Below are 21108 nucleotides of genomic sequence, written 5' to 3' on the forward strand. Positions count from 1 at the left end.
ATATCGAAAACATCAAGAAGAGTACTATCTTGAAGAAAACCAGATATCACCATACCAGGCAGTCGCCGTTCCACCCGTATTATCCGTATCAGTCATGATAGCAACGGCATCAACCTGTTTGGATACTTCGCCAAATAAGTGCTGAAAATCCGCGTGTACATCTCGTTTTTCTTTAATCCATTGCCCAAGCTTATTGTTTCCAGACTCTATGGCAATCATGCGTACATTAGGGGTAAGCGCATTCGGCCAATGAGCACCCACAGGCTGATTACTTGACCACACATAGTTAATACTACGAGTATGCCAGAAAGCCCATCCGTTAGAGAAGACAACATAAACGCGAGCGGCATAATCATCACCCATACGAGTGCGCTCATCAATATCGCCCAATGTGTTGTCAACCCGCCACATCCAATTCAGGATAGACGTGCTATCAAGATCAATATTTATTTTACGATAGCGCCCCGATGCGGAGGCGTGACTGTCAGCACGCAGGGCAAGTTGTTCCCCAGCATTTTGTAACACATAACGTGTTTCACCGATAAAAACTTTTTCCTGCCAGCCACTCATATCACCTTGAGAAAAACGAACGACATAAACGTAATCAGCTCCTGCCCATGACAATATCGGCAGGGCAACAATAATTCCGCATACTGCTTTTTTCATAGTTATCGTAAAATCAAAACTTGTAAACATATTTGACGTCCATGCCTCATATAATGCAACAATGCAACGTTGAATGTATGATATAAAACTGTCCGAGACGACAAACCAAAACCGTCTCATCTCTTCCCCGGCCTGAAAGCCGAGCTTTCTCGGAGACTCTGATAAAAGGATGAGAAATCATTTTTCACCCACCCATTTATTATTTTTCATTTTCCTGCTTGCTTTTCTGCTAGCACTCATCCAAATCGGGATATTGTCATTTGCCTTCGAAAAATTAGGGTTGCCGCCTGCTCTCGGATTTATGGTACTGCTGTTCTCATTATTTGGCAGCACCATCAATTTACCCATTGCGCGAATAAGAAGTAATGCACCTCCCAATCAAATTATATTGCCCACCTTTTGGGGGGTGCTTAGAATTCCGGTACAGAAATTCCACAACGAAACTCAGATATCGGTCAATCTTGGCGGTTGCCTGATACCCGTTGTGCTCTCCATTTATCTATTTCTAAAGAGTAGCCTGACACTACCACCTACCTTACTCGGCATCACTACTCTCACAATTCTCAGCTATTATTTTAGTCGTCCCATTCCCGGACTGGGTATCGGTATGCCTATCTTTATTGCACCATTCAGTGCTGCCCTGGTCGGACTCGTATTCGGCCCAGAACAAAGTGCATCATTAGCTTATATCAGCGGCACCCTGGGTGTACTAATTGGTGCAGATCTACTGCACTTGAAAGAAATTCCAAAACTGGGTGCACCAAAAGCATCCATTGGTGGCGCGGGCACTTTTGATGGTATTTTCATTACAGGAATTGTCGCAGCGATTTTGGCCTAATGAAGCATCCAAAATGGCCTTCATTCGAAAATCAATATCTCCATCACGCCCTAAACGAAGAAAATACCTCGCTGGTGAAAAAACCATTCTGATTTGAATCGCTTCATTCCTGATGAAAGGTGTTCATCCTATTCAGAGTGTTCATTTACGAGTCCACCACCATAACAATAGTGACAATATCACTGACGCTACTAAGCCCGTCATCAGTGGAAAATAAACAGTAAAGTTTTCCCGCTCAATCACGATATCACCCGGTAAACGACCAAAAGGCAACTTAGATAACCACGGCCATACCAGCCCCGTCAGTAACAGTAACAAACCCAGTATAATAAGCAGACGTTGCATTAGATTTTACCTCGTCACCATTTCAGAAAGTTTCAAATCCCAATGGTCGAAATTATCATTATCCAAATAAACTCATTCCGAATAAGATAGCACTTAAAATCATATCTATCGCCTGACCATCGGTTGAACTATCTATGTAATTTATCGCACCCTATTGAAAAATATAATCTATATTACTCTCAGAGATCAAGCATTTATTCCTTACATATCCGCAATCTTGATAATACACACACCTAAAGCAATAACAATCGTCACCATGTTACAGCAGAATTTGAACTATGCAGACACATTGAGCATGGGAGGTTATTCGGCGCGGTATCAGAACTGTTCGGCATGAATGCGATACAATTGCAGAAGACGCAGAATGTAATGCAAATTACAATAACTGGCTAGCGTCGAGAAAATAATGACTCTAGCAGCCATAAAATAAATGAACCTGAATATCACGTAGCTTTCCCACCAGCTACCTTGAGAGACTGACCAATGAATAACTTATTACAACGTTTTCTTTTTGATGATCTGGATATCCGTGGCGCGATTGTCTGTATTGATTCAGTCTGGCAACAAATGCTGGCAGATCGCAACTACCCGGCACCGGTCATACAGATTTTGGGAGAAATGAGCGCCACAACCCTACTGCTCGGTAGTAATCTCAAGCAATCCGGACGCTTAACCATTCAACTCAACGGTAATGGTCCTGTCTCAATGCTAGTTATCGATTGTACTGAGCATTTGCATATCCGTGGCATGGCTAAATGCAGTGATCTCGTTGAACCTAAACCTATACCAGATCTGCTTGGCCATGGTCGACTCGTCATGTCACTGGATATGCCCTCCATGCGAGAATCTTATCAAAGTATTGTGCCCCTCGATGGCAGTAATATCGCAGAAGTTTTTGAGGGCTATTTCAAACAGTCAGAGCAACTGCATACGCGACTTTTTCTTACGGCTTCAGCGGAGGCTGTCGTCGGCATATTATTACAAAAACTACCCACAGCCGACCAACGAGATCTGGATGGCTGGGCGCGTATCGAAGCGCTAGCCTCAACAATCGCTCACCAGACGACTGTTAATCTGCCTGCGGAAGAACTACTGACACGTCTCTTCAGTGAAGAAACGATACGCGTCTTTGACCCGCAAATAGTGAATTATGGCTGTCGGGAAGATTGGGAAAAAATCCATTCAATGCTTCGTTCACTTGGTCGAGAAGAGGTAAATTCTATATTACAGGAGTTTGGCGAAGTCGTTATTAATGATGATATTTGTAACCGTGAATATCGTTTCGATGCGCTGGCAATCGACACAATTTTTCGTGAAATGAGTCCAACGGTCCATTAACAAATCACCCATAATATCTGCCGGTGCATTCATTTCCACTGATACTCTTAGATATCTTTCATACAAAGTATCAGTGGATTTTTCTATTATATGACAGTGCGAACAACACACGTTGACACAACGTCATAGATAACCCGATCCTCAGCAAGACTGATATCAACAGTTGTCCTGCCTATTGTTTTCCATGATACTTAATGCGGTGCTTTAACGCCGGACAGACCCGTTGCCTTGGCTGCACGTAGTACTGGATAAAACTGGGTAAAGACAAGATCCTGGCTTGCGTGTTTTTCATGACAGGCCGCACATTCCGCTGTTGGCAGATGTTTTGCAGCCGCTACAAGTGGCATATCCGGTACATAGAAGATGTAATATCCCCAGTAACCGGGTTCCTTTGCGAAGCGCTTGGCATCTTTAACGGAAGCTTCCAAGCCGATATAATCACCCATAAAGTAGCCATTACCGCTGCCTGGGCCTTTACGATCGCCTACACTGACCAGCTCTTTTACTGTCATTGTTCCATCGCGAAACTCACCCGTTTTTTTATAATGCGCGTAGCTCTCGGGATCGATATAAACTGTTCGAATCTCAGTAAAAGGCGCCTTACCATCATTGAGTTCATCTGGCGTTACCTGAGTACCCACCATCACCCACTCACGATAATTCTGTGGTAATAACAGTTCACCCTTGTCGTTGAACTGTGCCGGCCCGGCCGCCATTGCGGAGCTGAAGCCTATTCCCAATGCCAGCATTGCGATCGCGGCGCTACTCCTAAGAATCCTCGTAAATCTCATTTCTAAATCCTCTTTATTAACTTATTAAAATTGCTTGATATTACTGATATACCGGCTACAAGGTATTTACATGAGCCAACCTGCTTATCCAGCACATCTACAATCCGCAAAAGCAGTATATCTACGGCTTCATATACAAATTAATGACCGCAGAACTCACCACTACCCGTTTTCAATCATCCATTCACATTCATTTAATAACCTGAATTCAACAAGCAAGTGCACCATTCTCAAGAGACAAAAATATTTCACTCGTTATCAGACAACCCATAAAATATTTTTCTTAAATGAGCACTCGTATTGCCAATGTCAGATGGAATCAAATCAGGTCAGATGTGGCCTATATTACAAGAAAAGAATTCTGGATGACAAAAATATTATTCTCACCTGTCGAGTCTTGTAATGTAGCCTGGATAACATTTATGCGCTAGGAAAATATACGGAAAATCTATCCTCTCATTTTATCCAGTGTGTAACTTTGAGCGAGCATCTGAATTGAGTCCCGACACAGACACGATTTCGATTCAACTCACACACATAAAATCTATGCACAATTATTGCTTAATTAGCAAAAACAGGCGAATCAAACGCTATTGACCGCTGGTCCGCATCATATAATGTGCAAGGGGATACAGTATACTATGTTACATGACTTCAAACTTTCAGAAGAACAATTGTTAAAATCACTTTAAAGACCGCTGCATAACTGTGTTTTTGAGCTTTTTTGATTACTTGCAGCATTGATAAATCAAACACTTAAAAATCTTATCCAGCCCGAGATAACCAGTTATGCAGCGGTCTTCTTTATAACACTATAATATATGCAGGAGGCCACATTAACAGCTTCCCGCTGTGTTTAAAGTGATTAATCGGCAGAGACTTTTACAAAAGCCCTCGCCAGAAGTTTTCTGCCATTGATTATAAAAGATTAATTTTTTAATCATTGGGGTTTTGCAAAGGTCCTCGGCAGTTTGTTATTCATCAGCAGGAAGCGAGCAAATTGGCTATTCTTCAGAAGATCTCAGTTTACCCATCTGGATGCATCTCAGATTATCGAGTATGAATCTTCATCCCATCCTGAGTAACCAGCCAACTACAGTAGCCTGTATCCGCCAGCAGGACGTCTCAATCAAAACACACTTGAACGGCTCAGGATGCTATCCACTGCTCACCCGAAAATCCTGGCACGACTCAAACCGGAATCTTCGGGAATGAACCGGAATAACTACCATTCCTCAGCATCATGTAGGTTACTCATAGCTATCGTCCGACCATTACTTTATTACCATACTCTGATAATCTTATTGATATTTTTTCGTGAAAAAAATAAAGATAAATGCTGCGATCAATCTGCTCTTCTCTGATTTGCCAACAAATAATAGGGTGCAATACGTTTGTATGTTCCCATTTCAATTAATCAGAATGCATACGCCATGGGTGATTTACTTGCAATAATCCAGCAATGGGTTCCCATTGATAATAATACACTCATAGGCTTGACCCTCATATCCATTATTAGCTTTATCGGTTCTCTGATCGTCATTCCACTTATTCTCATTTATATATCAACTGATTATTTTGATACGCGCGTGCCTCGCCACTGGATGAAAAACCATCATCTGGTATTACGTATCATCGGATTAATGATTAAAAATATCATGGGCATTCTCTTTATAGTAACCGGTTTCATCATGATTTTTCTACCAGGACAAGGCTTATTGACTATATTGATTGGCATCTCACTCCTGAATTTCCCCGGAAAACGCGTGATAGAAGCCAGAATAATCAGAGAACCCCGCATACTCAGAACCATCAATGCCATCCGTTACAAATTTGCCAAGCCTCCTCTGATCCTGCCTCCATACCCATAATTTCCATAAACGACAGACCGACTGAGGCCTTTGCAAAACTCCAATAGTTTAAAAATTAACTCTTTATAATCAATAGTCAAAAATTTCTGGCGAGGGCTTTTGCAAAAGTCTCAAGAAATAACCTGACACGTTGCTTAGTCTCCCTTTTCAATATCTACGAGCTAAAACGAAGCGCTTACTCTCATTGCAGTAGGTTTCTTTCTTATCTGAATTGCATGAGTAAAATTAATGTTGTAAATTTCATTATTTCTCTTTTGTCGTGCAGGCAACCAAACCAAATTTATACAATCAGTTTCGTCTCATGATAATCCGTGCTATATAAATAAAGGGCCTGTCTCGAAATAGCCCAAAATTGGAATGCCTATTGCATCTATTTGTTAATAAACTGTATAGAAAAAAACGGATAAATCGTATATTACGAGACAATCCCATAAACATGGGCATATTTTCTAAGTTATTCGAGCTTAATAAATACAGGGGGCGATTTGGGAAAATTATTATTTATTATTGTTGTCGCATTATTCATTTACTGGATGATCAAGGGCCGCCGACGAGCAAAAAAACAAACCGAGCCACTACCCGATACAATCGAGGATATGGTGCGCTGTACTCATTGCGGCGTGCATCTACCCAAAAGTGAAAGTATTACCCGTCAGGACAAATTCTTCTGCAGCGATGATCACTATCATCAGCATTCACAATCATAATTTGAATTCGTGACTATCTCGCCATCGCAGCCGAAGCAATTAAACTTATGGCGACCATTTTCTGGTGCATCAACAACCACCTATCCAGAGCAATTCTGGCGATCACTATTCTATTTCAATATCTATCAACTGGTTATAGCAAGCGGAATAGCGACTGTTACCTGGATATTTCATTTAACCAGTTTTGGTTCATATCATTACCATTTATTTCTTTACGCGGCATTAGGTCACGTCCTCTTCAGCAGTTTATCCATCATCCTGCTCAAACTTCGCCGCCCGGGTTTTGATTGGCAACTTTCGCTTCAGGTTAGCAGCAGCATCGCTTTCATTTGCGTTATGATGTATGCAAGTGGCGGAATACAAAGCGGATTAGGTGTACTATTACTGGTTTCTCTGGCTGGGGCTGGCCTGATTAGCCGGGGTAAATTAGCGCTTTTTTTTGCTTCCATTGCTTCACTTGGCGTGCTTTCTCAAGAGACTTACTCCCTCCTCTATATCGAAAATTATCATGCTCAGTACACGCAAGCGGGGTTGCTCAGCATGGGTTATTTTGCTGTTGCATGGCTGGCTCATCGACTGGCTATTCATGTTACGGCCAGTGAACAACTGGCACGTCGACGGGGGGATGACCTGGAAAACATGTCCAAGATCAATCAGCTGGTGATACAAGAGTTGCAAGAAGGCATATTAGTGGTTGATGAAAATGGACATATTCGGCAGCACAATTCTTATGCCGAAAAACTAATCAGCCTAGATCCATCAGATATTCTCGAGCCACCCAGGCTGGCTGACTATGCCCCGATACTGGCAACCAGATTGGCAACCTGGCGTGGGGGTGGCAATATTAATTTTGATCTTCTGCGATTAGCAGGCAGTAATATACTGGTACGAACACGATTTGTACCCGTGAAAAAGAACAGTCGCACAGGTGTCGTTATTTTTCTGGAAGACATGAGTCACATTCAGGCACAGGTACAACAATTAAAACTCGCGGCTTTAGGTAGATTAACCGCAAATATTGCACATGAAATCCGTAATCCTCTTTCCGCAATCGGCCACGCAGCAGAGCTATTAGAAGAAGAACAGGCTCCAACACCCGTTCAACCGCGCTTATTGGGCATTATTCGCGATAATACACAACGTCTCAATAAAATCGTACAGGATGTCTTACAACTGAATCGACGGAATATCGCCCAATCAGAGATTCTTGATGCAAAGTATTTTATACATACATTTATGGCCGATTTTTGTCTGACTGAAAGAATTGATATTGATACTTTCATATTGAGTGCAGACGAACAAACGATGATCAGTTTTGATAGCGGCCATTTAAACCAGATTTTATGGAATCTATGCCGCAATGCCTGGCGCCACTGTCTTAAGAAAAAAGGCAGTATCCAGCTCAAGTTGTCCAGGAATGCTGCCGAAAGCAATATCAATCTGGATATCATTGATGATGGTCCAGGTATTTCGCCAATATTACTTAGGCAATTATTTGAACCTTTCTTCACTACAGCGGCAAGCGGTACCGGATTGGGCCTCTATATTGCACGAGAATTGTGTGAAGCTAATCATGCCTCACTTGACTATATGGACAACTCGACTGGTGGGCATTTCAAAATTATTTGCAAAAGCGATTCGGATCATGCCTGACACAAAAGAGTCATCTCTTTCACGCGGTGATCATGCCGCTGCCCTCTCTAGTGTACTGATTGTCGATGACGAACCTGATATTGTCGAACTGCTCGAATTGACACTGATACGCATGGGCATGGAAGTAGCCAGCGCCATGAATATCGATGATGCCAAGATACAGCTACGCTCACGCCCATTTCAATTATGTCTCACTGACATGCGCCTGCCAGATGGTAATGGACTAGATCTGGTACGATATATCGTCAACCAACATGCTGATTTACCCGTAGCCGTAATCACAGCTTATGGCACCACCGAGAATGCGGTTGCTGCACTCAAGGCCGGTGCATTTGATTATCTGGCGAAACCCGTATCGCTCAAGCAATTGCGTTGCCTGATTAAATCCGCATTAAGCCTGCCCCCCATGCAATCGGCAACGACCGCCTCTGATACACAATCCAGCCAAAGCACCCTGTTGGGCGAATCACTCCCAATGCAGCAATTACGTACAACGATTGAAAAGCTATCACGCAGCCAGGCATCTGTTTACATCAGCGGTGAATCAGGCAGCGGCAAGGAATTAGCCTCAAAATTAATCCATGAAAGAAGTGCCCGCCACGGGCAAGCATTTATTCCGGTAAATTGTGGCGCAATTCCTGATAGTTTAATGGAAAGTGAATTCTTTGGTTACAAGAAAGGCTCTTTTACCGGTGCGAATACAGAGCACGATGGTTTCTTTCAGGCGGCCCATGGCGGTACATTGTTTCTTGATGAAGTGGCCGACTTACCTCTGGCTATGCAAGTCAAGCTATTAAGAGTCATTCAGGAAAAACGCGTGAGAAAAATTGGAGACACACAGGAAAGAAATATAGATGTACGCATTATCAGCGCTACACACCAGAAATTAAATGAATGTGTGGAAAACGGGAAATTTCGCCAGGATCTTTATTATCGCTTGAATGTCATTGAATTACGAATGCCTCCATTACGTGAAATGCGCGAGGATATTCCCCTCATTACCAATGCTATTCTCAAGAAATTATGCTGGATAAATGGAAGAACACCTTGTAGTCTGAGCAAAGAGGCCCTCACCGCATTAGTCAGTTATGATTTTCCGGGTAATGTACGTGAACTTGAGAATATTCTGGAACGCACGCTAGCATTGTGTCCGGATGATAAAATTGACCGAAATGAATTACAGCTAACACCTATGGAGGCTTTTCAGAATACGACTGCTTCATCACAGACGGTACCTGCCGATCACAGATTGCCACTTCAAGATTATCTGGATAGATTAGAAAAAGAATCCATTATGACAGCGCTGGAGAAAAGCAGGTATAATCGCACCGCTGCCGCTAAATTACTGGGGATTACGGTCAGATCGATGCGCTATCGGATGGAAAGATTGGGCATCAATCAAGAAAAATAGAATCCCTGGCAACATTAAAATTATTTTAGTTTTCGTGCAATGCACACTTTTCCGATGATTTTTAGTGCTTCGGGTCATTACAAGTCCTGCTCCAGAATCATTTAGTTACAGTATAAAGCATATTCAGCCTTAACGAACAAATCACGATATTGAACGCATAGCCTTTATTAGCTGCTTTTATCTACATTATTTTATCCATACCACACATACCATCCCTTTTTGTTTATTTTCTACTAATGCCATGCACTGATCAATCATCTACTGACTACAAAATGAGCTGAAATAAAAACAGATTTAAAGCGATCCACAGATCGGCGTCCTCACATTATATCCATTCTGAAAAAATGGGCCGGGTACGGGACGATTGATCACTCAACTTATTTTCTAAAGCGAATTAAATCGTATTATGAAAACTACTTTTTCATCATTCCTTCTGATCACTATTCTAATCGTGCTCCATGGTTGTGCATTAGACAAACAGGAGGAGCGCTATAGCCGCAAAGACTGGCCACACTGGATCGACTCAGATCGTGATTGTCAGAACACGCGTCAAGAGATACTGATCGCTACCAGCAAGGCCCCTGTTCGATTTAAGAATGCTCGGCGCTGCACCGTCACACATGGCCAATGGTATGATGTTTATACTGGGAAGGTGTTTACCAGAGCAAGTGACGTGGATATTGATCATGTCGTGCCATTAGCCCATGCACACCGCCATGGCGCGAGCAATTGGACAAAAGCCCAACGTAGCGCATTTGCCAATGATTTCGAAAATTTACTCGTAGTCGATGATTCAACGAATCAAGCCAAATCAGATAAAGCACCCCATCAGTGGATGCCACCTCAGAAATCTTACTGGTGCGAATATGGGAACCGGTGGAAACACATCAAAACCAAATACGAGTTACGTTATGGTATCCAGGAGCAGGTGGCCTTGACTGTGTTAACTACAACCTGTGAAACTTTTGCCCATATCCTAACCCTACTTTAGAACATAGATAACCTAGATAACCTTGTGCGTATATTAGCTATAATCTGTTCCTGATCCAAAGACATTCAACGAGAAACTGCCTGAATTAAGGTATCGTTACCATGCTGAAATTACTCAGTAAAATATCGCTATATAAGAACCACGATGATTATCAGCCGAATCTGCTCCGGATATATAATATCCAGAGCAGATTCAGCCCAATCCGAAGCACCTTATCTCCGGTGATTACACAATAAAACAATTACCACCGAATCCGAATTTAAACGGCTACTCAACCGCTGTATCTTCTTTCCCGGAAGCATTACATCCATCGATAAATGCTTGTCGCTCAGCTTCGCTACTAAAATGTGGCAACACTTTTTCCATTCCTGAAGGTGAACAATTGATTGTACTTGGTTCTGGAACCTCACTGCCACAGCCAATCAAAGCAATACTGAGACCGACAGTCAACACCATATATTTATTAACATTCATTTGAAATTTTCCTTCTAAAAAACCATCAATAATGCTTTATCTATACCGCCAATTTCTCAATAACTCGGTATAAACTTAAGCATATACGCCTAAGCAACTGATTTTACCTGCATCCTCACCACCTTAGCAAACCGGCATTAGCGTCAGTTGAGAATTGTCTGAAGTGGTACTGAAGTGGCCCCCATTAACTAGACAACCTGAAGATTCCAACATGGCTGGTTAATCAAGCTCAGGTAGTTTGAGGAATTGCATACTTTTGATAGTAAACTTCATCTGGTGTTAGATCATCAAGACTTTGATGAAAACGTTCCTGATTGCACCAGTTGAACCAAACATTTAAACTTTTTCTTACCTCCTTTAGATTGTTGAATTCCCGAGTATATAAGTGTTCGTATTTGACTGTACGCCATAGTCGTTCAACAAAAATATTGTCATAGTAGCAGCCCTTGCCATCCATTCTGATCTGTATACCATTGGTTTCTAGCATTGATGTAAATACCTCACTGGTAAACTGCACACCCTGATCACTATTCATGATTTTCGGACAGCCATGATCCTGGATGGCAGCTCCCAAAACCTGGACACAGAAGTCAGCGTCCAGTGTGTTGGATAAGCGCCAGCTCAGTACTTTACGCGAATGCCAGTCCATAATAACAACAAGATAGCCCAAAACCTTTAAGGATACTTCTTGTGCTGCTTGGCCGGAATACTAGTTTTGGGCTTTGGTGCTGCGCTAATAATGCCCAGCATCTTCATCATTGAAATTGCTTTCTTGCAGCCTATCATCATTCCCTGGCGCCTGAACCACGTGGCATAACTGCGTGAACCATACTGACACCATTGAACAGATTGCAGACGAATTTGGGTTGCATTACGCGACAGTTAGTCGAGTTATCAAAAAAACAGAGGGAAATCAGCGTGCTTCTGCAAGATCTAATCCTCTCTGCTTTTTCAAATTTGTACGGTGTATTTTCTCGTTTGCCATAAAAAACCCCAGGATGTGCTGAGGTTTTTAGAAAGATGGGGATAGCTGTATTAAGCTATTTAAGACCGCTGCATAACTGTGTTTTTGAGCTTTTCTGATTACCTGTAGCATTGATAAATCAAACACTTAAAACCTTGTCCAGCCCGAGATAACCAGTTATGCAGCGGTCTTTATTTTCTGTTTTCTTCTCCGTGAAAAGGAAAATCCGGCCAGCCCAAATCCCAATAAAGCAATACTTGCTGGTTCTGGAACCGCGTTGGTGTTAGATGCGATAACATTGGTGACAAAATCACCAGATATATCAAATGCATATGCTGAAGTTCGTTGGCTACCACTAACATCCATAAAACCAGTTACGCCAGCACCACTCCAAATCCCCGCAAATAAATCACCAGATATGTGGTCATTGTCAAATTGCGTAAGAACAGCAGTATAAGAATCTACTCCCAGTGCCAAGGACAATAAAGCATCCCAGCTGAATCCTGATGATGCTGAGACGATCGACGAATCATCATCATTAGATGCAACTAAATTACCACTGGAGTTGATTGACATCCTCCCCTTCCTAAACGAAGGGGATTCCTAGCGACTTATTAAGCCGTTAAGAGTAGGTTTGTATTGCTACTGCCTACTGGTTCCTGCTTCTTAGACGAAACTAACGTTTCAACTCCACAGGCTAACAAGCGATGTCCTCGCTCAAGTACATTCAAGGCACCTACCAAGTCGGCATTGGCTTTAAATCCACATTCTGTACATTCAAAAGCACTTTGGCTTTTGCGATTGTCACGACTAACATGTTGACATCTAGGGCAGGTTTGAGAGGTGTATTGAGGGTTTACCTTCAATACATCCCCGCCTGAACAAGCCTGTTTATACTCCAAGAACGAAACGAACATTCCCCATCCTTGGTCAAGAATGGATTTGTTTAGACCCGATTTCGCTTTGACGTTTTTACCATGCTTTTCAACACTGCCCTTGGCACTCTTAGACATGTTTCCTATCTTTAAATTCTCAACTACGACCATTGCGTGATTTTTGCTGATTTCGGTTGAGGTTTTGTGTAAGAAGTCTAAACGAGCATTGGCAATACGCTCATGCAGTCGGGTAATGATTTGTTTCTGCTTTTTCCAGTTAGCAGAGAAACGGACTTTTTTAGACAGCTTACGCTGTTCAAAAGCCAGTTTCTTTGATAACTTTCTGAAACTGTTTAAAGGTTCTACGTATGAGCCGTCTGACAAGGTTGCAAAGCGGGTAACGCCCATATCAACACCAATCATACTGGTTGAGCTATGACGCTTTAGCTCGGTCTCGTACTCAGTCTGAATCGACACGTACCAATAACCGCCTTTACGGGAAATCGTCATATTTTTAACGTCACCAATGACTTGGCGTGAATTACGATATTTCACCCAACCGATTTTAGGCAAGAACACTTTGCTAGACTCTTGCTCCAGCTTAAATCCTTGTGGATAACGGAAGCTGTCACTCAAACCTTTTTTCTTGAATTTTGGAATCCGTTTTAAAGGCTGTTTTTTATCAAAACCGTCTTTGAACGCTTTTTCTAAGTTTTTTAAGGCTTGTTGCAACGGTTGAGAATGAACGGTTTTTAGAAATCCATAATCTTCTGAGTATTTCCATAGCTTTAGCCAAAATGACAACTCGTTGTACCAAAGCAATGGCTGTTTCTGCTCTAATCTGAACAGATTCATTGCTAAGGCTTTATTCCAAACAAACCGATTAGCACCTACAAACTCAACCATCTTCTGTACTTGGTCAGAATTTGGATTGAGTCGAGATTTAAAGGCTTTGCGTATAATCTGCTTCATGGTTATAATTATACAAAAAGGAATTGGTCTATGCAAGTTAATAACGATGTAAGAACAGGAATACATTGCGTTTTTAATCTTCATGTTCATTTGGTCTTTGTAACAAAATACCGTAGAGATGTTTTCTCCGGAAGGGTATTAATTGATTTGGAAGAAATATTTAAAAACGTGTGTTTGGATTTTGAAGCAGAATTGGTGGAATTTAACGGTGAGCATGATCATATTCACCTTTTAGTTAACTATCCACCAAAAATTGCTATTTCTAACTTGGTAAATAGTTTGAAAGGCGTTTCAAGCCGACTTATTCGCAAAAAGAATTATCCCGAAATTAAAAATAAGCTTTAGGGTAATATGCTTTGGAGTCCAAGCTATTTTGCGGGTAGTTGTGGTGGAGCACCACTCTCGATTATTAAGCAATATATTGAACAACAGCAAAGACCGCATTAAACAGGCTTCGCCTGTGCGCTTATATCTCCGCCCTGAAGGACGAAGTTTTACGCGCTATTTGATAAAACGATCTGGCTCATTTGTCCAGATTTTGCAGATGTATTCATAGGGCGTTAGGCCCTTGAGAGTTTTTAGTCTTTTGGCGAAGTTTAAGCCATCACAAAGCTATGGAGATGGGCCTTCAACTGATCGTGTGAGTCGTAATAGTACCGTTTTACAGTTGCATCCTTGATGGTTTGATTCATGCGTTCGACCTGACCATTGGTCCAGGGATGGTTGGGTTTGGTGAGACGGCGCTCGATGCCGTTGATCTGACAACACATATCGAACATATGCGTTACATACTGAGCCGTTGGCCCATTTCGATAACGCGCCGGGAACGTAAACTGGATACCGTTATCAGTCAGGATTGTATGGATCTTGTAGGGAACAGTCTCGATCACGGCCTTCAAGAAGGCGGTTGCCGTGTCGCGGTTGGCTTTGTTCTGGAGTTGAACAAAAACAAACTTTGATGTCCGGTCAATGGCTACAAAAAGATAGAGTTTACCTTCCTTCGTACGAACTTCGGCAATATCAATATGGAAGTAGCCAATTGGATAGGTATTAAACTTTTTCTTTGGCTTGTCACCATCAACATCCGGCAACCGACTGATGCCATGCCGTTGAAAGCAGCGATGCAGGCTTGAGCGGGTTGAATGCGGAATGCTTGGTTGCAGGGCATATAGACAATCATCCAGCGGTAGAAGCGTATGTTTGCGAAACGCCACAACAGCGGCCTCTTCTTCCAGACTTAAAACGGTCGAGTGCGACTCTTTGGGGCCCATCGGTGCATCGTGGGTGAATTCCCGCTTCCGCCACTTCGCTACCGTTTTTGGATTAATCCCATGCCGCTTGGCCAGAACATTCAGACTCTCTTGACTATATTGTATCGCTCGACGCACCGCCGCTGTCGTGCGGGCGCTTCCGTGTAATATCTGTCCCATAAATCATCCCTCCGTAGTTGGTTATATGTTACACCAGCACACCGTGGGACTAAACATCTAAGACATATAACCATGCCTTTAAACATACCAACTACACGCTTCATAAAACAAAAAGCACTTAGTCAAAAATGATCTAAGTGCTTTTTTTATCTGGTGGCCAAGGGCGGAATCGAACCACCGACACAAGGATTTTCAGTCCTCTGCTCTACCGACTGAGCTACTTGGCCTTAAGCATTGCATTATTAGTTAGATTAATGCAGTAAGTCATTGATTACGCTTGTGGTGCGCCCGGCAGGATTCGAACCCACGACCCCTTGGTTCGTAGCCAAGTACTCTATCCAACTGAGCTACGGGCGCTAAGCATAACCTGATCTAATTTTTCAGCAAGTCATCTAATTAACAGACGAGATTATATCAGACTGAAGTAAAAAGCGGGATTCGAACTTTCTTTATTTTTTACTATACGCTTATTAATTATAATTAAGCGTACAGAATCCTTTTCTTTCCACACGTTCAAGCTGTATTCAACAATCATTCTACGTCATCTACGATCTAGACATAGCTGCAAACTGATTTCGGAGGCGATAATGGTGTATTTAAGGCCATTTGTCAAGAAAAAGTCATTAAATTAGCAATTTCTATCTCGAGCGATTAAATTATTTTCCTTTAAAACTCCTAATCAATACACTCAGGTTTCTTCTGGTTCCGAGTTTTCCTTTAATTTTGCTCTCGTTTCATCCTGAAATAAAATATTCTTCTAATAGCTGCTGTTGCCGGGAATTCTGGGCGTTGTGCACACCACATCCGCATTTTGCGCACGATGCCGTAACGCATGATCCATTAATACCAACGCCAACATGGCCTCGGCTATCGGTGTTGCGCGAATACCCACACACGGATCATGCCGGCCGTGCGTTTCTACAATTACAGGCTGACCGCTCTTGTCAATCGAACGGCGTTCCAAACGAATACTGGATGTCGGTTTAATCGCAATATTAGCAGTAATCGCCTGACCGGTAGAGATACCGCCCAGTATGCCTCCCGCATTGTTGCTCAAAAATCCGGCTGGTGTCATTTCGTCTGAGTGCTCGGTTCCTTTTTGCATAACACAGGCAAATCCCGCACCGATTTCCACACCTTTCACTGCATTAATCGTCATCATGGCATAGGCAATTTCTGCATCAAGTCTGTCATATACTGGCTCCCCCCAACCCACCGGGACGCCTTCAGCGATAACACTGATTTTTGCACCTACTGAATCGCCGGATTTACGCAACTTGTCCATAAACGCTTCCAACTCAGGGACACAGTCGATATCAGCCGCAAAAAATGGATTCTGATTCACCATATCCCATTGCCTAAATGGAATCACAATAGGCCCCAACTGTGCCATATAGCCACGTATTTTTATGCCAAATTTTTCATACAACCATTTTTTAGCAATCGCCGCTGCTGCTACCCGCACGGCCGTTTCACGAGCAGAAGATCGCCCGCCACCACGATAGTCCCGTATCCCATATTTCTGCCAATAAACGTAGTCAGCATGCCCGGGGCGAAAAACATCCATGATTTTACTGTAATCTTTACTGCGCTGATCTTCATTACGAATCAACAGCGCTATCGGCGTGCCCGTTGTTTTACCTTCGAAGATACCCGAAAGAACCTCTACCGTATCGGATTCGCGGCGCTGCGTCACATGGCGAGAAGTTCCGGGTTTACGTCTATCCAATTCCAGCTGAATATCTTCAACAGATAATTCCAATCCTGGCGGACAGCCATCCACTACACAACCAATCGCAGGGCCGTGTGATTCACCGAAAGAAGTGACACTAAAGATTTCACCGAACGTATTACCCGACATGCTCTTTTTCTCATTAAACTAATCTGGTGAGTCTAACATATGAACGCCCGCTTTTCCTGATCCTGTCCAAGCCCGAGTTTGATGATCGAGTCTGCATTTCGAATGAAGTTCTTTCAGAGAATTGCATCGATAGGTAAAATATACCCTTTCATACCAAACAAGAAAAGCCATAAGCATTTTGGATAAACATTGTCATAATCTCTTTTAACGAATCAAAAGTTTTGCAAATTACCGGTCTGCGGTGATAGACAGACGCATTTCATATCATAAAATATATCGTATCAAAATTTGGAGTTTGAATGAATTCAACGCATGTAAAAGAATTTTTAAAGCAGTTACAGGAAAATATCGTTAAAGAATTAGAACAAATTGATGGCAAATCTTTTTACCACGATCAGTGGGAACGTTCAGAAGGCGGCGGTGGAATCAGCTGCGTCATAGAACAAGGTAATGTTTTTGAACGTGGCGGCGTTAATTTCTCTTATGTATTCGGTGGTGGATTACCTGCATCTGCTACAGCAGCACGGCCTGAATTATCCGGACGTTCATTTGAAGCAATGGGGGTATCACTAGTACTCCATCCACGCAATCCGTACGCACCCACCGTCCATATGAATGTACGTTTTCTGGAGGCCCATAAAGCAGGTACTGATCCTATCTGGTGGTTTGGTGGCGGCATGGACTTAACGCCTTATTATGGCTATACGGAGGATGCCATACATTTCCATCAAACATGCAGGAATGCGCTCCAACCTTTTGGAGATGATTATTACCCACGCTATAAGAAATGGTGCGATGAATACTTCTATTTGAAACATCGTCAGGAACCACGGGGAATTGGCGGTATTTTTTTTGATGATCTTAATCAACCTGACTTTAATACCTGCTTCAATCTGACCAAAAGTGTAGGCGAACATTTACTCGCTGCTTATACGCCCATACTGACACGACGTCTGAACATTCCTTTTGGCGAACGTGAGCATGATTTTCAGGCATATCGACGTGGACGCTATGTTGAATTCAACCTGGTATGGGACCGGGGAACATTATTCGGATTACAATCCGGTGGGCGAACCGAATCCATTCTCATGTCTCTACCGCCCACGGTCAAGTGGCGTTATGACTGGAAACCGCAAGCCGGGAGTGCTGAAGAGAAACTCTACACCGATTTCTTAATCGGCAAGGACTGGATATAGTCGATTTCAATTTAGCAGGATGAACTCGAGTATACCGCCAGACAACAGAATGATGAATAGCGCGGTCATTTACCCGTAAGTAGCCTCACACCCGTGCCAGGCCATCCTAGCATGGCCTGGTGTACACACCAAAGCGGAAATAGATAGCGCAACAGGCTTCACGGCTATCCTGTGCGCATCACATTCGCAGCATTATGCCACCTGTTGCTATTGATCGCTTATGGGCGTAACCGGCACATCATCTGTCGGTGGAGCTAAATAGTGTGCAATGGCAATGAATTGTGCAACCGACAAATTTTCAGCACGCAATCCCGAATCAATTTCAAGTTTTGTGAAATCGGCGGGCTTTAAATAGTGGTGCAAGGTGTTGCGTAACGTTTTGCGTCTTTGCGAGAATGCGGCCGCCACTACCTGGGCAAAGAGCACCTCGTTTCCGCTCGTCATGACCGGCTGTCGGAATGGAAGCAAACGCACAATCGCTGATTCTACTTTGGGTACAGGATCAAAAGATTCGGGTGGAACAATAAAAACCTGCTCCATTTCAAAACGATATTGCAACATGACTGAAAGCCGACCATATTCCGATGTACCGGGTTCAGCAACCATGCGCGCTACCACCTCTTTTTGCAGCATGAAATGCATATCAGCAATGAACTTTGAATACTGACTCAGATGGAAAAGGAGAGGTGTCGAAATATTGTAAGGCAAATTACCTACTACTCGCAGCTTGTTTCCCAAGAGAGAAAAATCAAATTTTAGGGCATCGGCTGAGTAAATGGTCAATCTATCCGGGAGAAATTCACTCTCTAACCTAGCAACAATATCACGATCCAGCTCTATCACATATAAGTGATCCAATAATCGTAATAATGGCCGAGTCAATGCACCGAGCCCAGGACCAATTTCAACCAGTCGATCGCCTGGTTGTGGATAAATGGCATCGATAATATTCGATATTATCTGTGTATCAACCAGAAAATTCTGGCCGAAACGTTTACGAGGGATATGGCGCGTCATTTGCTTAGATTCCGATTAAACTATCAATGCCGGATATTTCACACCTGTCTAGCAAGTAGAGATTCTGTTACAGCCATACAGTCTACCACTGCTTGATCTCATCCTATAAAACTATCGTGCAGCTGGTCAGAAATCAGCGTAGTCGTAAAAAATAAGCAGCGTAACATGCGCCTGCGTTATACATCACCCCGCCCAAAAATCTGCCAAATTGAAAAACAACCAAGATTTATTGAAAAAATCTGACGCAAATCATGACAGTATGGGACTGTTTCTTAACACACCATTTATCCGTTTTTCACTATACAACCCATTAATTATTAACAAATAGATATGATAATAATTTTAATTTTAGGCTATTTCGAGACAAGCTCAGTATGCAAGATACCTTTCAAAGGAACTTTCTTGAATAGAACAACTCAAATAAGTGTCTGTAAAAAAACAGATAATTTTTATTGTTTGAGAAGAGAGGAAAATAGCCATGAAAGTTTTAAAAACCAGTACTTGTTAAGGGTTATTAAGTTCTTTAAATACTTTTAGCGAGTAACTGGGGTTGTCTTAAGTTTCGTCAGTCCAAAGAGATGGGCTGATGATTTTTTTGTCTCTAATTCTTGAGTTTATTCATAAACTCTTGATTATTTGCAAAAAGGAACTGGTTTCATGTTTTATACAATTAAAGCATCGGACCGGATGGAGGTCAGTGGTTTTATGTTTACAACTAAAGTGTTTACAAACAAAGTAGATAATAAAGCATTGGATCGAACAGAGGTCAGCAGCACTACCTATGATATGTCAGAATGGTACGATTCCAAATATTATAAATTGGGTCTTCTCCCTATACTGGGAATAGCCATATTCTGGGTTTGGTTTCAGCGTACATACGCCTATTCGCATGGAATGGATTCAATGGAGCCCGAATTTGACCGAATCTGGTTGGGTCTCTGGCGTTTCCACATGGTACTTTGGCCTACTGTAGCCCTTGTCGTCTGGGGCTGGGTGTGGAAAACACGTGACAGTAAGGAACAGCTGGCCAGCCTGACGGTAAAACAGGAGATAAAGCGGTATTTTTATTTCCTCATGTGGTTAGGCACCTATCTGTTCGCTGTTTACTGGGGGTCAAGTTTCTTCACCGAACAGGATGCTTCATGGCACCAGGTGATCATTCGTGACACTAGTTTCACTCCCAGTCATATACCATTGTTCTACGGCGCATTTCCGATGTATATCATCATGGCCATAGCGACCTATCTGTATGCAAACACACGATTGCCGCTATATGCAAAAGGCACCTCATTCCCCTTGGTAATGGCCATAGCAGGACCAGTGATGAGTCTGCCTAACGTCGGTTTGAACGAGTGGGGTCATGCCTTCTGGTTCATGGAAGAGCTCTTCAGCGCACCGTTACATTGGGGCTTCGTGGTACTGGCTTGGGCGGCTTTGTTTTCCGGTGGTGTTGCCATCCAAATCATAGCTCGTTTTTCCAATCTTTTGGATGTGCAATGGAATGGACAAAGCAGAGTCATCCTCGATGATGTTTTTAAATCGCGATAGTAACGTAGTAACGTAGTAACGTAGTAACGTAGTAACGTAGTAACGTAGTAACGTAGTAACGTAGTAACGTAGTAACGTAGTAACGTAGTAACGTAGTAACGTAGTAACGTAGTAACGTAGTAACGTAGTTCTCCGCCCTCTGCCTCGCAGGGGGCGGAGC

General features: G+C 42.7%; 18 protein-coding genes, 2 tRNA genes and 2 pseudogenes. 10 read left to right on the plus strand and 12 right to left on the minus strand.

The window, feature by feature from the left end:
* Window positions 1-24: 24 nt before the first annotated feature.
* Complete coding sequence (locus BUQ89_RS10835) at window positions 25-696, minus strand: DUF3047 domain-containing protein (protein ID WP_245813004.1); 672 nt, start codon at window positions 694-696, stop codon at window positions 25-27.
* Window positions 697-835: 139 nt separating this feature from the next.
* On the opposite strand from BUQ89_RS10835, the gene BUQ89_RS10840 reads away from it, so the two are divergent.
* Window positions 836-1504, plus strand: coding sequence for a DUF1614 domain-containing protein (locus tag BUQ89_RS10840; protein ID WP_028462405.1), 669 nt, complete (start codon window positions 836-838; stop codon window positions 1502-1504).
* Between the two features lie 141 nt (window positions 1505-1645).
* On the opposite strand, the gene BUQ89_RS10845 is transcribed toward BUQ89_RS10840, so the two are convergent.
* Entirely contained in the window at window positions 1646-1849 is a 204-nt protein-coding gene (locus BUQ89_RS10845; protein ID WP_028462406.1) for a DUF2905 domain-containing protein, read from the minus strand.
* 483 nt (window positions 1850-2332) lie between these two features.
* Here BUQ89_RS10845 and hslO point away from each other — a divergent pair, with 483 nt between their 5' ends.
* A complete protein-coding gene (gene hslO / locus BUQ89_RS10850) occupies window positions 2333-3187 on the plus strand; it encodes an Hsp33 family molecular chaperone HslO (protein WP_028462407.1) in 855 nt (284 codons plus the stop codon).
* A gap of 191 nt (window positions 3188-3378) precedes the next feature.
* Here hslO and BUQ89_RS10855 read toward each other — a convergent pair whose 3' ends face one another.
* The gene (locus BUQ89_RS10855) at window positions 3379-3978 is read right to left on the minus strand and encodes a cytochrome P460 family protein (RefSeq protein ID WP_028462408.1); all 600 of its coding nucleotides are present in this window, start codon (window positions 3976-3978) and stop codon (window positions 3379-3381) included.
* 1433 nt (window positions 3979-5411) lie between these two features.
* Between BUQ89_RS10855 and BUQ89_RS10860 the strand changes: the two genes are divergently transcribed.
* The 5 genes from BUQ89_RS10860 (at window position 5412) to BUQ89_RS10880 (ending at window position 10611) form a co-directional block, all read left to right on the plus strand.
* Window positions 5412-5849: a PGPGW domain-containing protein gene (locus BUQ89_RS10860; RefSeq protein WP_028462409.1), complete on the plus strand. Its 438-nt coding sequence runs from the start codon at window positions 5412-5414 to the stop codon at window positions 5847-5849.
* Window positions 5850-6334: 485 nt separating this feature from the next.
* Window positions 6335-6556, plus strand: a complete 222-nt coding sequence (locus BUQ89_RS10865; protein ID WP_028462410.1) for a PP0621 family protein — start codon at window positions 6335-6337, stop codon at window positions 6554-6556.
* A 9-nt stretch (window positions 6557-6565) separates the two neighbouring features.
* A complete protein-coding gene (locus tag BUQ89_RS10870; protein WP_028462411.1) occupies window positions 6566-8209 on the plus strand; it encodes a two-component system sensor histidine kinase NtrB in 1644 nt (547 codons plus the stop codon).
* Window positions 8202-9620, plus strand: a complete 1419-nt coding sequence (locus BUQ89_RS10875) for a sigma-54-dependent transcriptional regulator (protein ID WP_028462412.1) — start codon at window positions 8202-8204, stop codon at window positions 9618-9620. The genes BUQ89_RS10870 and BUQ89_RS10875 overlap by 8 nt, the downstream gene beginning before the upstream one ends.
* A 406-nt stretch (window positions 9621-10026) precedes the next feature.
* Window positions 10027-10611 (plus strand): HNH endonuclease family protein, encoded by a 585-nt coding sequence (locus BUQ89_RS10880; RefSeq protein WP_028462413.1) that lies wholly within the window; start codon window positions 10027-10029, stop codon window positions 10609-10611.
* 267 nt (window positions 10612-10878) lie between these two features.
* On the opposite strand, the gene trbK is transcribed toward BUQ89_RS10880, so the two are convergent.
* The 4 genes from trbK to BUQ89_RS10900 all read right to left on the minus strand — a co-directional run bounded on the left by trbK (window position 10879) and on the right by BUQ89_RS10900 (window position 13896).
* Window positions 10879-11085: an entry exclusion lipoprotein TrbK gene (trbK, locus tag BUQ89_RS10885; protein ID WP_036573983.1), complete on the minus strand. Its 207-nt coding sequence runs from the start codon at window positions 11083-11085 to the stop codon at window positions 10879-10881.
* A 229-nt stretch (window positions 11086-11314) separates the two neighbouring features.
* Entirely contained in the window at window positions 11315-11755 is a 441-nt protein-coding gene (locus BUQ89_RS10890; protein ID WP_074202605.1) for an integrase core domain-containing protein, read from the minus strand.
* Window positions 11756-12226: 471 nt separating this feature from the next.
* On the minus strand, window positions 12227-12625 hold the full coding sequence (locus tag BUQ89_RS10895; protein ID WP_028462415.1) for a DVUA0089 family protein: 399 nt from the start codon (window positions 12623-12625) through the stop codon (window positions 12227-12229).
* Between the two features lie 38 nt (window positions 12626-12663).
* Entirely contained in the window at window positions 12664-13896 is a 1233-nt protein-coding gene (locus BUQ89_RS10900; RefSeq protein WP_074202606.1) for an RNA-guided endonuclease InsQ/TnpB family protein, read from the minus strand.
* 30 nt (window positions 13897-13926) lie between these two features.
* Here BUQ89_RS10900 and tnpA point away from each other — a divergent pair.
* Window positions 13927-14343, plus strand: a pseudogene (gene tnpA / locus BUQ89_RS10905) (IS200/IS605 family transposase).
* A 54-nt stretch (window positions 14344-14397) separates the two neighbouring features.
* Here tnpA and BUQ89_RS10910 read toward each other — a convergent pair.
* The 4 genes and pseudogenes from BUQ89_RS10910 to aroC all read right to left on the minus strand — a co-directional run bounded on the left by BUQ89_RS10910 (window position 14398) and on the right by aroC (window position 17187).
* Window positions 14398-15326: pseudogene (locus BUQ89_RS10910) on the minus strand (IS481 family transposase).
* A 151-nt stretch (window positions 15327-15477) separates the two neighbouring features.
* Window positions 15478-15553 (minus strand) — tRNA-Phe (locus BUQ89_RS10915).
* A 53-nt stretch (window positions 15554-15606) separates the two neighbouring features.
* Window positions 15607-15683: transfer RNA gene (locus BUQ89_RS10920), tRNA-Arg, on the minus strand.
* Between the two features lie 400 nt (window positions 15684-16083).
* Window positions 16084-17187: a chorismate synthase gene (aroC, locus tag BUQ89_RS10925; protein WP_028460699.1), complete on the minus strand. Its 1104-nt coding sequence runs from the start codon at window positions 17185-17187 to the stop codon at window positions 16084-16086.
* A 299-nt stretch (window positions 17188-17486) separates the two neighbouring features.
* On the opposite strand from aroC, the gene hemF reads away from it, so the two are divergent.
* Entirely contained in the window at window positions 17487-18383 is an 897-nt protein-coding gene (gene hemF / locus BUQ89_RS10930) for an oxygen-dependent coproporphyrinogen oxidase (protein WP_028460700.1), read from the plus strand.
* 207 nt (window positions 18384-18590) lie between these two features.
* Here hemF and rsmA read toward each other — a convergent pair whose 3' ends face one another.
* Window positions 18591-19400, minus strand: coding sequence for a 16S rRNA (adenine(1518)-N(6)/adenine(1519)-N(6))-dimethyltransferase RsmA (gene rsmA, locus BUQ89_RS10935; protein ID WP_028460701.1), 810 nt, complete (start codon window positions 19398-19400; stop codon window positions 18591-18593).
* A 705-nt stretch (window positions 19401-20105) separates the two neighbouring features.
* On the opposite strand from rsmA, the gene BUQ89_RS10940 reads away from it, so the two are divergent.
* Entirely contained in the window at window positions 20106-20948 is an 843-nt protein-coding gene (locus BUQ89_RS10940; protein ID WP_083399493.1) for a methane monooxygenase/ammonia monooxygenase subunit C, read from the plus strand.
* Window positions 20949-21108 lie beyond the last annotated feature (160 nt).

This window comes from Nitrosomonas cryotolerans ATCC 49181 (assembly GCF_900143275.1).
Lineage (GTDB): Bacteria > Pseudomonadota > Gammaproteobacteria > Burkholderiales > Nitrosomonadaceae > Nitrosomonas > Nitrosomonas cryotolerans.